The organism is Thermoactinomyces sp. DSM 45892 (genome assembly GCF_900107305.1).
GTDB lineage: Bacteria > Bacillota > Bacilli > Thermoactinomycetales > Thermoactinomycetaceae > Baia.
Genome location: NZ_FNPL01000012.1, coordinates 76,900 through 91,485, shown reverse-complemented (window position 1 = coordinate 91,485; position 14,586 = coordinate 76,900). Strand labels below are relative to the sequence as shown.

Annotated in this window: 16 protein-coding genes; all 16 read right to left on the bottom strand. The window is 41.3% G+C overall.

Going from position 1 to position 14,586, the window contains the following annotated elements; genetic code table 11:
- Positions 1 to 88 precede the first annotated feature (88 nt).
- The 16 genes from BLU58_RS11040 to BLU58_RS10970 all read right to left on the bottom strand — a co-directional run bounded on the left by BLU58_RS11040 (position 89) and on the right by BLU58_RS10970 (position 14,544).
- A complete protein-coding gene (locus BLU58_RS11040; RefSeq protein ID WP_093292271.1) occupies positions 89 to 394 on the bottom strand; it encodes a hypothetical protein in 306 nt (101 codons plus the stop codon).
- Positions 395 to 533: 139 nt separating this feature from the next.
- Positions 534 to 791: a hypothetical protein gene (locus BLU58_RS11035; RefSeq protein WP_093292270.1), complete on the bottom strand. Its 258-nt coding sequence runs from the start codon at positions 789 to 791 to the stop codon at positions 534 to 536.
- Positions 792 to 807: 16 nt separating this feature from the next.
- On the bottom strand, positions 808 to 1,830 hold the full coding sequence (locus BLU58_RS11030) for a ParM/StbA family protein (protein ID WP_093292269.1): 1,023 nt from the start codon (positions 1,828 to 1,830) through the stop codon (positions 808 to 810).
- 148 nt (positions 1,831 to 1,978) lie between these two features.
- A complete protein-coding gene (locus tag BLU58_RS11025) occupies positions 1,979 to 2,944 on the bottom strand; it encodes a hypothetical protein (RefSeq protein ID WP_093292268.1) in 966 nt (321 codons plus the stop codon).
- A 536-nt stretch (positions 2,945 to 3,480) separates the two neighbouring features.
- Positions 3,481 to 3,714 (bottom strand): hypothetical protein, encoded by a 234-nt coding sequence (locus BLU58_RS11020; RefSeq protein ID WP_093292267.1) that lies wholly within the window; start codon positions 3,712 to 3,714, stop codon positions 3,481 to 3,483.
- Positions 3,715 to 3,745: 31 nt separating this feature from the next.
- A complete protein-coding gene (locus tag BLU58_RS16115; RefSeq protein WP_255404688.1) occupies positions 3,746 to 4,450 on the bottom strand; it encodes a peptidoglycan recognition protein family protein in 705 nt (234 codons plus the stop codon).
- Between the two features lie 33 nt (positions 4,451 to 4,483).
- Complete coding sequence (locus BLU58_RS11010) at positions 4,484 to 4,900, bottom strand: coiled-coil domain-containing protein (protein ID WP_093292266.1); 417 nt, start codon at positions 4,898 to 4,900, stop codon at positions 4,484 to 4,486.
- The gene (locus tag BLU58_RS17310) at positions 4,869 to 5,000 is read right to left on the bottom strand and encodes a CD1375 family protein (RefSeq protein ID WP_369813754.1); all 132 of its coding nucleotides are present in this window, start codon (positions 4,998 to 5,000) and stop codon (positions 4,869 to 4,871) included. Before BLU58_RS17310 ends, BLU58_RS11010 begins: the two co-directional genes overlap by 32 nt.
- A gap of 16 nt (positions 5,001 to 5,016) precedes the next feature.
- On the bottom strand, positions 5,017 to 5,358 hold the full coding sequence (locus BLU58_RS11005; RefSeq protein WP_093292265.1) for a hypothetical protein: 342 nt from the start codon (positions 5,356 to 5,358) through the stop codon (positions 5,017 to 5,019).
- A 10-nt stretch (positions 5,359 to 5,368) separates the two neighbouring features.
- Positions 5,369 to 8,356 (bottom strand): phage tail spike protein, encoded by a 2,988-nt coding sequence (locus BLU58_RS11000; RefSeq protein ID WP_093292264.1) that lies wholly within the window; start codon positions 8,354 to 8,356, stop codon positions 5,369 to 5,371.
- Between the two features lie 33 nt (positions 8,357 to 8,389).
- Positions 8,390 to 9,919: a distal tail protein Dit gene (locus tag BLU58_RS10995; RefSeq protein ID WP_255404687.1), complete on the bottom strand. Its 1,530-nt coding sequence runs from the start codon at positions 9,917 to 9,919 to the stop codon at positions 8,390 to 8,392.
- 5 nt (positions 9,920 to 9,924) lie between these two features.
- On the bottom strand, positions 9,925 to 12,930 hold the full coding sequence (locus BLU58_RS10990) for a phage tail tape measure protein (protein ID WP_093292262.1): 3,006 nt from the start codon (positions 12,928 to 12,930) through the stop codon (positions 9,925 to 9,927).
- Between the two features lie 19 nt (positions 12,931 to 12,949).
- Complete coding sequence (locus BLU58_RS10985; RefSeq protein WP_176786630.1) at positions 12,950 to 13,153, bottom strand: hypothetical protein; 204 nt, start codon at positions 13,151 to 13,153, stop codon at positions 12,950 to 12,952.
- Positions 13,154 to 13,236: 83 nt separating this feature from the next.
- Positions 13,237 to 13,605 (bottom strand): hypothetical protein, encoded by a 369-nt coding sequence (locus tag BLU58_RS10980; RefSeq protein WP_093292260.1) that lies wholly within the window; start codon positions 13,603 to 13,605, stop codon positions 13,237 to 13,239.
- Positions 13,606 to 13,659: 54 nt separating this feature from the next.
- Positions 13,660 to 14,187, bottom strand: coding sequence for a hypothetical protein (locus BLU58_RS10975; RefSeq protein WP_093292259.1), 528 nt, complete (start codon positions 14,185 to 14,187; stop codon positions 13,660 to 13,662).
- A 30-nt stretch (positions 14,188 to 14,217) separates the two neighbouring features.
- On the bottom strand, positions 14,218 to 14,544 hold the full coding sequence (locus tag BLU58_RS10970; protein ID WP_176786629.1) for a minor capsid protein: 327 nt from the start codon (positions 14,542 to 14,544) through the stop codon (positions 14,218 to 14,220).
- Positions 14,545 to 14,586: the final 42 nt, after the last annotated feature.

Genomic DNA, 14,586 nt, shown 5'->3' with positions numbered 1-14,586 from the left:
GCTATTCTTGGTCAGGCTTTATTTTTGGTTCCTATTGTGATCGTAATGTGGAGGAATCTGAAGGAATAGAGAGAAAATAAACCGACCCCTAAAGGGATCGGCTTTGGCTTTTTCGTAGCTGTTCGGTGTGAGTAATTTGATTTTCGATCATCTGCGAAATCCCTAATAGAATTCCCCCACCTACAACAGAGCCGATCCACCACATCAGAGCTACGGACCACAGAAACGTGGATTTTGTTGAAGGAGTATTAATTCCTATTTCTTGCAGCACCTGACTTGGTGCAGTCACAACGGATACTTTTGCTAAGAGAAGACCAGCAAAGAAACCTACTACTAACACAAATAAACCAAACCAGTATAGTAATTTTTGTGTATCAATTCGCTTGAAATTCAACCTATTCTCCCCTAACCATATACATTAATTCATATAATTTTATACTCTAGTCTAGAGAATTGGCAATATTGTTTGCTTAATCTTATTAATAAAAAAAGTGCTACGAACCGTAAGTGGTCCATAACACTTTTATTACCATCTAAAACTTATTAAATTTCTTCATAGGTGATGGCTGACTTGTATCTGTTGCTTCTGTAATCACTTTGTTTTCATCATTGGAAACCCGAACTGTATCACGAGACATTATATATTTGCTTTCGTTCTTGTACCGATACATGGCCGTCATTGCAAACCACTTTAGTGGTATGTCATGCTTCTTTAGAAACTCATAAAGTTCTGGATCATCTTTCATTGTAATCTCTAGCTTGATATGAATTGGTTTATCATCTACAGACATCGTAACACCCCCGATACTATGTATAAAGACTATACAAATAGTATCCTTCGGAATTTGCACTTTGGCTATCACTTACTTTAACTGCATTTGGAACACCAATCAAGTGGCTTTTTAGTGGTTCGTACAAAGCTTCTACCCCACCACCCGTAAAGATAACATAGTCAAAACTATCTAATGACTCCATTCCCTTCAAACTTCCCATGATCTGTTGAGCTAATATTTCAAAGGCTTTTCTTTTCACTTCCTCTACCTGTAACTTTTCGAATATTCTTCCTCCATATCGGATACTATCACCAGAGAGAAGGGCTTGTTCAATTTCAAGGGGTTTGAGTTGATTTGTTAGACCCAACTCAAGCAGAATCCTTTTATAGGCGTCCACCATCGAATAATTAAGAGTGAAATACCTTAATAATGTCATCCCGTCAAGAACAGCCACATCACTAGAACCAAATCCGACATCAATGATAAGCTTCCTCCGAGAAGTTTCGATATCATGTCCATTTTCTGTATACGACCCGTCATCATTCACCATTAGGTTGAATAACGTACCCAATGGTTGGAGGATTATCTCAACGTCAGAAATTTCAAATTGCCGAATTCCACCATTGACTACTACTCGGTGCGATCCTAACAAGGCTTGCTGTATATACCGATATACTTGATCGTTCTTATAGTGATTTGCTGGAACACCCGTGGTCACTCTTATTTGGTCTCCATCATCTACTAACTGGGATATGGCTAGAATAGAAGATAACTTGTAAAAGTGATTAGAGTAACGGTCAATGTCCCTGGCTGTTGAGAATACTGCTTCCATTGGATCTCCTACTGTATAGAAAGACTCGCCGTAACCAAATATCAGATCTTCGGATTTTTTCGATCTTCGTCCAAAAACTTCTTCTCCTTTCAAACGTTCTCGCACTGCATTCAGATAACATATTCTACTGACAGAACTACGCCCTTTAACATAAGAATTGGCTACCTCAAAACCCAAAACTTTTGTTTGTTTTTGTTGATATGCATATGGGAACATCTTTTCCATACTGAATTACCCCTTTTATATACTATAGTATAACATAGTATATTTTTTTATATTATTAATCCAATAATGAAACAATATCGCGGATTATTGAATATGTAAATAGGGTGATTTATATATTATTTTATATTAATTTATATAAACTGTTCTTTTAGCTAAACCTACCTTGAGATATAGGGTTTACATCACTAGAAATCCCATAGAATGCCCTACGTTCTTCCATTTCTCGCTCAATAAATGAATCCTCTAAAGCTTGGTATTTATCCGAAATCATCCCCTTCAACGTACCTACAAGATTAGCTCCAAAAGTTGTTCGGATCTCTTTACGTTTGAATTTAGCTACTGACTTACGGATCGCATTCAAGACTTCCTGTACATGAAGTTCATAGTATTCCCCTACATTTCTCAAAGCGCCCTTAATAGACTTCCAATATCCAATAATCTCATTGGTGGAAAAGTACGGTTTCAACTCTTTGACTACCTCACAAGGAACTCCACTTGCCAAGCAGTATTTTTCTTTTTCTGTTTCGTAGATATTATCATCTGACATCTTATGCTCAGGCATATTGCTAATAGCTTTATCTTTTAAGTTATATAGATTTGTTACACATTCGTTAAAAGATTCTTTAGTCTCAAAATTAGTAAGTTCATCCGTTGTAGGACAAGGGGTTTCATCAATCTTACGACCTGCATCTTCGACCTGCACACGACCTGTACCTTCGACCTGCATAGGCCCTTCCTTCGGTTCTAGAGATGATATGTATTCAAGGCTGAATTGATAGATATTGGTTCCTTTGCCGCCAGTTAACATTCGACGAGTTTCATGAACAATGATGATCCCTTTCTCTTTGAGCCCTCTTATCCCTTTACGAAAAGCCCGCTCCTTTACTTTGACATGCTTGTCCTTCAACATCGTAGTAACTGTGGCCCAACAAACACCAGGTACTTTCGTAGAGTAGCGAGAGATGGTATATAGTACATCAATTTCACAAGGAAGAAGATCCGTGTATTTTACGACTGTGTTTATGTATAAGTCCTTAGCCTTAACCGAATCAAATACTTCTAAGCCTAATTGACGAATAATATATTCGTTTAATCTAGTTGTCTTTATCTGCATACGAAAAAACCTCCTGAATAGCCCATGTTCTTACCTAAGCGCAGAAGGTCGTCAAAAAAGGACATTTATTTTAAGAAAGATTTCGTAGTCAACTATTAACATACCCTAAATAGACTGCTAGAGTTGACAACTTTCTCATAACATAAATATAATACGAGTATCGACTAGTAGAAACTGTGTCGAAGTGGTTCTACTAGTTGTATGCATGAGTGACCTTCTGCTCCTTAGACGACCAATCTAGGGCAGGTATGTAGACGATTCCTGTGAAGAATCGTTTGACGAAAAGCTTGGGATGCGCTATATCCCGAGCTTTTTTCGATATGATTCGACTATATCACTCCCGGATTTTCTAGGTCAATTAATATTTGAGTAAGTTTTCGCACTTTGATATAATCAAAAATGTAGCCTATAGCCTAGTTGGAATATATAATTCCTCCTAGATTAGTGTTGTCGTATCACTTATGTTATAGGCTACACCATTACATATACAAAAAAAAACGGACCCCATGCGATTATGCACAGGGTCCTTTTGATTTCTATTCGATAATAGTATTTTGTTCATCTGAATCAGGTTCTGGAACTGGAGCAGGATCACGAACTATCCCCACGGCACACAAAATACCTACAATGATGTTGATCGTATCTGTATGTTTTTGAACGGCCACAGCATCAATTGCTCCGAGGTTCACTAGGAGTCCGACTACTAACGACCCTAATAACAACAAGGTTGTTTTATCGGTTAGACGATTCAAAATATCTTTATATGACATACAACTTCACCTCCTTTCGATACTAACCTTTCTACCAAAACATCGAGCGCCAAGTCTTGACTCCGACGATTCCGTCAGCCACAAGTCCATGTGACTTCTGATAGGCAATTACCTTCGCTCTGGTTTCCTTTCCGAAAATACCGTCTACTGCTGCACCAATCTTATGCTGCACCTTTTTGATGTCATTTCCACGCATCATCGGCGAACGTAGCTTCATATTTTGAGAGAAGCTTGTATTCATATAAGACGGTTGCCCCGACGATGTTGAAGTCGAAGCAGATGAAGCAGAACCGATTGATCGCACCCATGAATCCCAATTGCGAAGGATATTTCGTGGACAATTCTTTTTTGTCCAGCGACTATGCGGAACAACATTTGACAATGGGATGCTCCACTTCTTCATGAGATGTCGGACTAATTCTTTCGCATTCTCTTGAGCTTTCGAGAAGTTACCATCTGCATTTACGCAAATTTCGATGCTAATAGAAAAGCGATTTCCTGTTCCATTAGCACCATCGGTACATGCCCAAGCTATTTCGTTATCAGGGACACTTTGCCAGATCTCGTTTTCATCGACACTATAGTGCCAGCTAGCCGTTCTATCATTCCCTCGATATTGTAAATTCGCATGAGCTTTAGCATTGGCTCCACGTCTTGTGTTATCCGTTTCATGGATCGTAATGTATTTTGGAGTACGTTTGGTTTGGGGTCTATTTCGTCTGTTACTAGATGGGATGATTTTTTGTTGAATATTGATAGATATTTCCTCCTAGTTGAAAATTGGAATTGCCAGCTTGATCCCGATGATCGCTCCAAGGATCACGATTAAAGCTCCGACGATCCGAACAAGATTAAAAACTAAAGACCACGTATTCTGGAGAAATGTCTCCTGACGTGGCCCGAATGATTTTACTTCTGTTTTCACTTCATCTACTGTCTTTCCGATCTCATCCATACGTCTCTCGAGCTTGTTGACTCGAAGAACTGCATCAGAAGCTTCACTACCTACCTCACTGATCTGATTCCGTAAACTTGATAAGTCTTTCCGAATCTTTTCGTGTTCTTTCTCTACATAATCGACACGACCTAGTAGAATCTCGTTGTCTATTGTGGCGATGAAATCACCCCCTCTACATAAGAAAAAGAGAGCCTTTTTAAGCTCTTTCCGCCAATTCTGTGTACCCAAGAAGGATCAAAGCTGACTTCACTTCTTGCTGCAACCTTTCAGGTACATCATCTATTTTTTTGAAGCCCCTAATAATCAGAATTACGTATACTTCGACCACGTTCGGACTCACCTCACTAGATCACTCCTTTTTTGACAAGCGATTCGTATAATTCTGCTACGGCCTTTAATGCAGCAGCACTATCCTTTGATTCGTCTACCTTTCGAAACTCGGATTTCTTATCTAGAGACTTTAATAAACCAAGATCCACATCCGAACCTTTTTCGTTTCCTACCATTCCGTCTAGGTCACTAGACTTAATCAAACAGAAATCCATATCAAATTTGCCTAGTGATCCATTTGTCCAGGAAACATGAAAAAACCCGTCTGAATCGGTTGACCATTCGGGAGAGAAAATATTGTCTATTCGGTCGAACACGCGGCCATTGCCCTCAAAAATGAGTAGAGTATATATCACGTTCACTCTCCTACTTCTTATATTTGATTTCTAGAGTGGCGGAACCATTGAAAATCATATACGGAGAGCCATCCTTTTCAAATATAGCAATACCCTTTGCATCACCATCTCTCAAGGAAGCTCCCCACGAGGTAGGAAGTGTAACCCACTTATCATCGCCCCATTTAAACCCTGTCGGAGATGTTGAACTTGAAAGGTCAGGTTCTCCTTTTGGTGGGCTAGAATAATTGTGGGTTCTAAAGGTAGGAGTATTAGAAGAAGAGTTTCCGCCCTCGGATCGACGAGATACACGTAACCGAATAGAGGTAATTTCTTTGGAAGAGGAAAGAGTAGATCGGATAGATGCGTCATTGAAGAACCAGAGTCCCATGTGGTTTCCGTAGCCATACGAACCTTGATAAACATAAGAGTTGTCCGATCTCCATCCATACTTTGTACGCCATGATTTTGAAGATGTTGAAGAAAAGGTATCTGTATATTCCTTGACTGTCTGCGGTGGTGGAGTTGGAATTTCAGTACCACCTGCACTCCCACTTGACGGAGCATTTCGGATTTCACCACTGTTTCCTGTTCGAGTAAGAACTTTTCCGACTGGGATAGTCCCGTCTATGGAAATCGTAGCACCAAAAAAAGCCCCTACAGAACAGTCGGGACGTTTCTCATCATCAGGTTTATTTGATCCAAGTGAACCACCAATTGCATCTATGACAACGATTTGAGATGCATATCCTGCTAAAATTGCATATTCTTTTGCTCCCCAAAATTGGCATTTGTGTAAGAAAACCATAGAGTTGTCGTTCATATGGATACCATACTTTGCTTCATAGTCTGAATACGTCTTTAGGTATTTGAAGTATACATACAAGCTCCTAGAAACAAGGACAGGTGTTGTAAATTCGCTAGGCTTTCGGTTGACAGTAAGATTGAATATGTTGACTTCTGATGTACAATTAAGTACAGTCAGGGTCCCCATCAACTCAAATGATGAAGGGAAATCTAATCGAATAACTCCAGGGCCAAAGAAGCCGTATAGTGAAAGATCTTCGGTTGTGCTTGTTCCAGAGATTTTCAGTTCGACAAACCCTTCATTGTACTTGGACAAGGCGTCGATAACTGTCTGGATCGAACGAAATGGCTTCTCTGATGTTCCGTCCCCTGTTTCGTCACTTCCATCAGAACAATGGATATGAATCGTTTTGTTCTTTTTACTAGCCGAAACTACAGATGAGCTAACGATCTCCCCTGCAATGATCTTTCGAACACCTAAGTCATCAGAGTTCGCATCCATTACACGGTTTCCATCACTATTTATCACGACAATTTTATGATCATTAGTAACCTGAATAGATCCTGATATGTTTTCACCTGGCAAAGTAAAGGAATCAGGAAGATCCCCTACAATGTTCGGTGCTTTTGCAGTAATATCAGCAAAATAATAATAATGATCATTGTCATTTTCTTCATTCCTCTGCCCTGAACCGATCACTTTCATACTCCCTGCATCGATCGGATAACTCGTGTTCTTAATCTCAAATCTCTTAACCATGCCCCCGATCCATCCTCCATCAACACCAAGCCAATAATCACCTTTATCTGGAATCTGTAGATCCAAATCAATTTGATTACTACCTTTACTTAACAAAACGGAACGTTTAGCAATAATGGAATCAGTATCTTTTGAGTAAAGAACAATATTTCCTGAGACATTATCAGAATTGCTAATCAACATCGTAGTACCTAGATGAATCGGCTCATTCACCCGAAGATGGATACCGTACCCCTTGACATCATTGTGGAAGTCACCAGCATCTTCGGATCGGGGGGTACGTATTCGAAAGTGGGTTCCGATACGTCTCGCAGTTTCGATGATATTCTCTTTTGCTTTATTTCGTAAGTTTTGTTGTAGTTCGGATATTTTTGAAGGGATGGATATAAATTGAGGGATATGTTCACCAAGAATACAGGAGTCTTGAGTCGGATCTGTATAGGATCGAATCAGTTCGATGATCCTCGAAGAAAGGTATATTTCGGGGGTTATGGCTCGGTCTATGGTATCAAGTCCGTCACCGAGTCTAACAGATTTATGGGCATAACCTGCAACGTGTTCAAGTAGAACAACATCAACTTCATAACTATATAAAGGCTTCTTTCTTCTCTCTAGCTCTTTTAGTGCTTGATCTTTGAGTGAGGACGGACTTGTAGCATTATCAGATTCAAATACTCCGAAGAGATGTTTCCCTGAATGGCTCCAACGGTCTCGTGCTTCTTCATCCCCGATCCAATCGATACCATTGTTGACGGGTTGGATTGTCATTCTCTTCCCATCTTTTTCGGGACCAAGTGCGATCAGGGCGGTCACAAGCTCGGACGAGTCCTCGATCCGTCTAAGACCTTGAATGTCTCTTTCGTACTCAAATCTCTTTCCTGTACGGTTTCCACGGCGCTCAATGAAGTGTACATACCGTTTATAAATCCGGTTATTTTTCATTTCGATGGTGAAGTAGAACTCTGCTGAAAACTTCTTCTTGAGTATATGGAGACCTTGCAAAGCAGTCTCGTAATCCTTGAATTCAATGGTCTCGGCTCCAACAAAAGATACTTCACCTTTCTCCCATTGAGACCCGTTTAATATGTAATCTAGGGTTTGGGAAGCCGTGTATCCTGAAAGTATTCTTGGTCGGATTATATCAGTCAATAATTCACTTGTAGCTGCATTCTCACAGTATACCTTTTTGATATACTTTCCTTCGCTTTGGTTCTCTTCCACACGCTTAATTTTGAATAGAATGATATTGTTATCAAAATCTTTTCTAGCAATAAAGTTCTCGGCTACTAAAAATAGAGAGTTTGGATGAGAGGAATCAGTCTCAAACTCATATGTAGAAAGAACATCATACAGGTTCTCACGATGACGGTCGTGCCAGTATGAAAGACTTGATTGTCCACCATCTCCGAGTGTAGCTACAATTCTTTCACTAGTATCTAATACGTAGATCATCGTATTCCCCCTTTACACAACAAAAAACCGTATCTATAGATACCGTCCTCGATGATATATTTTCATTTCACATTTATTTGCTGGTTGATATGCTAGATTGTTGATAGAGTCTCCTTCTAGAGATAGATATTGTGATCCCATGTTCAACTCACTTAACCACACGGTTCCGTTTTTGTAGATGCTACCCACTTCACAATCAATCACTACTTCGTCTCCTTTTTCAATAATTTCTGGAATCGCTATAGTGGTGATAGGATTAATTTTCTTTAGGGTAAGTTGAGAACAGTACATTGAAGGAACGACTTGATAGGTACTATGCTGTCCGAAATGGATCGCCACACCAGATACAGGAGCATTGTACTGGTCGATATCTGGGTTAACCCATCGGAATTCCACACGAGAAGTAGCCACTTCAAGGCCAAATAACTTACTCAATCGGATTAACTGTGCTTTCCATACGGGACCTATTCGTTCGATCGTAATCTTTCCGTAGAAGTCCGAATACTGCCCATATTCTTCCGTTTGGGTTTGAGCTACCGTCTTCGTTTTTCCACGGACTTTTTTCTTTACATATGTGGTCTTTTTCTTGTAGGACATGCTACCTGCTGTGTTTGCAAAGTAGTGTCCATCATCCCTCGTCCCTGCTCTCGCTTCAATCTTCGTGGATTCACTTCCTACCCATGCATCCATCAAGGCCAATTTACCGACGACATTTCCGTTCGAATCGAGTAAATAAAACTCAATCCGTCCCATCTCCATTTGCGAAATCGAATAGAAACCTACCATTGCTTCCAATCGGAAATGCTTCGCAGAGGTTGTGGACATCTTTTGTAGTGCTGGACCATGCCATTCTGAACCTTTCCCATAATCCGAAGCTACGAAAGACCAATCATCAGGAGTGATCGCTCCTTGGACACTTCCTTGGTCTACATTAGTGAAGCTTGTCCATCCCGAAGTAGAAATCATCTCATCATCAAACAACTTTTCCTCGGGCGGTATCGTTATCTGATCCAAACCCTCGGGATTCCCAATATGTATATACTGATCTTTTGTAGCCATTGAGAAGTAAGTCGAATTTTCTTTGAAGTTAGCTACTATGACAGGATAGGTTTTTTCTTTACCTTCAACTTTCACTTCAACAGGAGATGAGGTAATCACAGGGGATTCAATGAGTGGACCATAAGAATATGGATCGGGACAGAGGAAGCGAAGGGTTGCAAATCCTGTAGTACCCACCGTTTGTAAATCGGTCGATCCTGTTAGGTAGGAGAAGTATGTTTTTGTCGGTTCCACATCGAAGATAAGTTCCTGCTCTTCATCCCAACGGAGCCATACACCTATGTCACGAAATGTCTCCATCATTTCCGTATCTGTCTTACCTGAGATTGTTATATCGACTTGGAATTCACGCATTCCAATTTCTGTACCAAAAAAATAACCGCCAGACCTAGAGGGGACATTGACGGTCTTTTCAGTAAGTGGTGGTAGAATGGATCGGGAGATATTAGTTACAAGAATATGGTATTCAGAGCTATGTTTCCCTGCGAATTTAAATCCACGTATACCTATCAGTATTCCCCCCTACTTCTGGATTTTTGACGTGCAAGTCGATCCAATTCCTCGCTAATCTTCTTAATGTCAGCTTCTTCACGCACGACCATCGAACCTATCTGAATCACTACACTTCTGACTGATTCAGTCGTTGGATTACGTGTTTCTTTGAACTGATCTGCTTTTGCATAGCTAAACGTCTGAATCATCCGGAAGAGATTCGCTTGTTGGGCTTGAGTTAAGACCATTTCATTTCGTAGAATTCGTACATCCACTTCGTCAAATTTAGGTGCAGAAGTAATAGAAAAGTTAGGTGATCCGCCTGAGTGGAACTTCGGTAGCTCGTGGACAGTACCACCACTATGTCGCTTGCTATCGGGACTTCCACCGACCCATGACCAGACAACCGATACGAACTTCGTTACTCGGCTTGTCAGATCCGCTAAAAATGACTTTCTATTCTCTACTTGGGCTGTTACAGGCTTGGTTTCGCCTTTTCGAATGTCAGAGATAATCTTTTGAAGAGTGTATCTTGGATCGGTTATATCAACAGGCTTCGTTGCCTGTTTTGATGCATTCATGTGCAAGGCATCGGCAGTTTGCTTCCCAGTACCACCGGGATCGACTGTTACACTTTTTGACGTGGGCTTACCAAGAATTCGATTCAAATCTTCGGCTGAAACTCCTGCAGCCGCCAAAGCTTGTCTTAGATCTGCTTGACTTGCGATTAGATCCCGAACTTTTTGACGTGCTGCTTCCTGCTTTTCTAATTGCGATTGTAGTAAGGAGATAGCTTCTCGCTCTTTGTCATTGCGAACTCCATCAGCATCAGCAAGTCGAATTGTCTCACTCAAAAGAGATTGAGTTTTGCTAATCGCTTCGTCAATCTGCTTAGTTCCTTCGCCACGTTTATATGAGATCCCGACTTCTGCCATCTCAAGAGCGATCATCTTCTCATACAATGTCTGGGCAGCAGTAACTTGCTTCCAAAGTTCATCTGCTTTCTTCTTCTCTTCTTCCCGTTGTTCCGAGGATTTAGCAAGTTGTTGGTTCGCATTCTCCAAAACTAGTCTTTGTGCTTGAAGTTGATTCTCAAGGGCTGTGATTTCTAACTGATTACCTCGTTGACGAGCATCCGCCAATTCAGCTTCTTTGGTTTTTATATCCTCAATCGCTTGAGTTCTTTTCTGTCTCCAAGTATCCGCTTGTTGATTTAATTCCTTCATCTTGGCAACGGACTCACCAAGTTCTCGTGCAAGGCTTGACGACTTGGCATCTGCTTTGTCCTTCTGAACTTGTAATTCTTGACGAACAGCTTCTCGTTGCTCTGCATTATATCGCCGCATCTCGTCGGTAGTCTTCGCCCATTGATTACCCAAGGAAGATACGGCCGTTTCAGTAGATGGGATCTTTGATAACAAGTCACTATTGAGCTTTATAAGCTCGTTAAATTCTTCATTGGTTAGCCCTGACTTTTTACGAAGACCATCCATCTCTTCTTGAAAGGCTTTGATTACCTGCGGATCTGTTTCAGCTTTTAGTTGAGTCTGTATATCAAGAAATCGAAGCATCTCATCATTAGATAGTTTGTTTTTCTCACGAAGCGCATCGAAACGGTCAACCTGTTCCTTAGTAGTATCCGCCACTTTCTGGAGAGATTCGACACGGGATAAATCAACCTTTGCTGCTTCTTCCATAGCATCAGAAGCTCCCCAAACAGCTCCTGCTAATGCTCCAAGACCAAGTAATAACCATCCCTGTGGTCCCATTGCTAGTTGCATCGCTCTGACTCCAGTACCAACTAGGCGAAAGGCAGAAGCTAAGGTGGTAAGTGCCACTGCTCCTGCGGCCACTTTCAGCCCGAATTCGATCATGGCCGGATTCAATTCTCCAATCCAATTCAAGAGATCCGTTCCAGCACTCAAAAGCCTCCGGATTTCTGGAAGGAACTGAGTTCCTAATTTAATTCCGACAGCTTCCAAAGCCGATAGAAATTGATCCCATGCACCAACCGTCGTGTCCTTCACTGTCTTCGAGAAAGCGGCGGCTGCTCCATTTGCATTTTCGAGTCTATTCGAAAAGTCGTCGATTGCCTTCCCTCCAGCTTTCATAAGGGAAGTAATGGCTGTAGCTGACTCTGTACCGAAGATTGTTGCGATCTTATCGAGTTTTTGAGAATCGGTTAGATGCTTCATCCGATCATTAAGGTGATCTATAATCTCCGGTAAGGGTTTCATCTTCCCCTGTGCATCCGTAAACTGTAGCCCTAATTCTGCCATGACTTTTTTTACTTCTCGGGTTGGTGAAGCAAGACGGATCAAAGCCATTCGCATAGCTGTCCCTGCCATGCTCCCCTTGATTCCGTTGTTGCTGAGTAAGGCAATCGCGGCGGCGACATCTTCAAAATCCATCTTGACCGAACTTGCCACGGGACCCACATATTTCATTGCTTCGGCTAAATCCGGCAACTCTGTGTTTGCATCATTCATGGCCTGAACCAGAACATCGACTGCTTTTCCCGAATCCTTAGCTGTGAACCCAAAACCTGACATGATCGAAGTCAAGTAGTCAGCGGATGTGGCTAGATCAAGTTGCGAAGCTCCAGCAAGATTAAGTAAAGCAGGCATTGTTCCTATAATCTCGTTGGTCTTAAATCCAGCACTTGCAAGTAGGCTCATACCTTGTGCCGCCTGCGAAGCACTAAAACTTGTTGTAGCCCCTAGTCGTTGAGCTTCGGCAGTTAGTGAAGCAAATTCCTCTTCTGTTGCTCCAGAGATCGCCTTGACCCTAGCCATCTCTTGCTCAAATCGTGCAGCAACAACAACGGAAGCTCCGACAATACCTATGATCCCTGCACCAACAGCAAGCATTGATTCTTGTACCATATGCCCTGATTTCCGAACATTCATAGCATCACGAGACAGACCTGACATGTCTTGGCGAGCTTGCATCATTCCTCGACGAAACTGGGAGTTTTCGAGAATCAGACGAGCCCGAACCGTACCAGCATTAAAACCACTCATTTGATCCCCTCCCTTTTCATCAGATCATTTCTCGAAGCTGTTCAAACCGATCACGATCAAACTCTTGTTTTTCTTGCATTCCAGCTTCTGTGGATAAGCTGTGGACGAATTTCTTAAAGTCTTGTTCTTCCATCTGTTTAGAGTGAATTATTGTAAGTAAATTTAGTCGACTTCGAGCTTCCTTCTTCCGTTTCTGTTTCATCAGATCGAAAAGATCGACCATATAGTATTCTTCTTCGAGAACCTTTTGAGAAACACCAAGTTCGACTGAAAGGTTTATAAGCATTGGATCAATAGTTAAGCCCTCTACTCGGTCTCCTTCGAGATCGGCAGAAGGCTTTTGATGTTTTTTGCTGTATCAACTAGGTTGTTTTTTTCGACCATCCTTCGAAAGTACTCGATAATCTCATCTAGTCCGACATGATCCTCTAGATATTCTTTTTCAATACCTGTCAGCTTCGAAGTAACCTCTATCACTTCGTCCATACCAAACTCTAGAGCAGAAAGAAAATACGTAACAAACTGATCAGACGGCACTTGCACGAGTTTGATAATAATGTTAGGAAGAATATCTACAACTTCGAAGAGTTCTCGCCACTTTTTAGGTGTGATCTTTTCGATTCGAACTTTCTTATCCCCGAGCTTTATTTCATTCTCACGCTTGATCGAAAACATATAGATCCCCTCTCAAAGTTTGTGGGGTTCACTCCTCAAATTTGAGGAGTCAGATTATGCTCCATTCGACACACTGGAATCGCCCATAATAAACAATAGACCTTCTGAGTCTGGATATGCTTGGAAGGTGATTTTTGCAATCCGTTCATTATCGTTATCATAGGTATATTCAATATCCGCGGTAGGTCCTGCCAGTGGGATCGTAATGTAGTCGTTCGGTGTCGTCCCAGGTGCGGTTGGCTTGATAATCAACTGGTCAGCAATTGACAACATATCGAAACCCGAATTCGCTTTTACGTTTAGTCGAAGTTTTCCATCCGACTGAGTGAAAGCTGAGTTCGGCATGACCTTTGAAATCTTCTCTAAGTCTTGAATAACAAAAGGAACCGTTACCGTAGCATTTCTACCTTTCATGATCGTTTTCACTGGGGTTTCTCCATACTGATCAACTTTGATCTCTTGGATAGATGTAGACATCTGAAATTGAATTCCGCCCTTGGTAACATCAAATACGGTAGGATTTGCCTTTCCGAACTCGACAATTGCAGGGCCAATCGACACGTTAATCGTTGTATTAGCCATTTTTAACCTCCCTTGAAATAGAAAAGGAGCCTATGGACGAACCACCATTCCGAAGTTCAAAGAGAAGATCGGACGGTTCGCTTCATCGGTTCCTAAAAAAATAGGAGAACTACTTTCTGACCGTATAACTACGATAGAAGATTCTCCTATGGTTTGTTCTCGTTTATTTGCTAGTACTTCATATAGATGGTACGCCATACCTTCTGTTTCCTTTAATGCATTTGGCTTCCCTCGAATCAACAACTGGAAACTTGGATATTGGACTCTTGTGTATTGGTTTTCGGGCATCCCTGAATGAATGGATACTACACAACACTCATCTTCACTAGTCGTCGGAAAGAGAAATGGATAGTACACGAAGTTCGCAAGCGATTTAAGATATCTAATTAGATCTTGTAT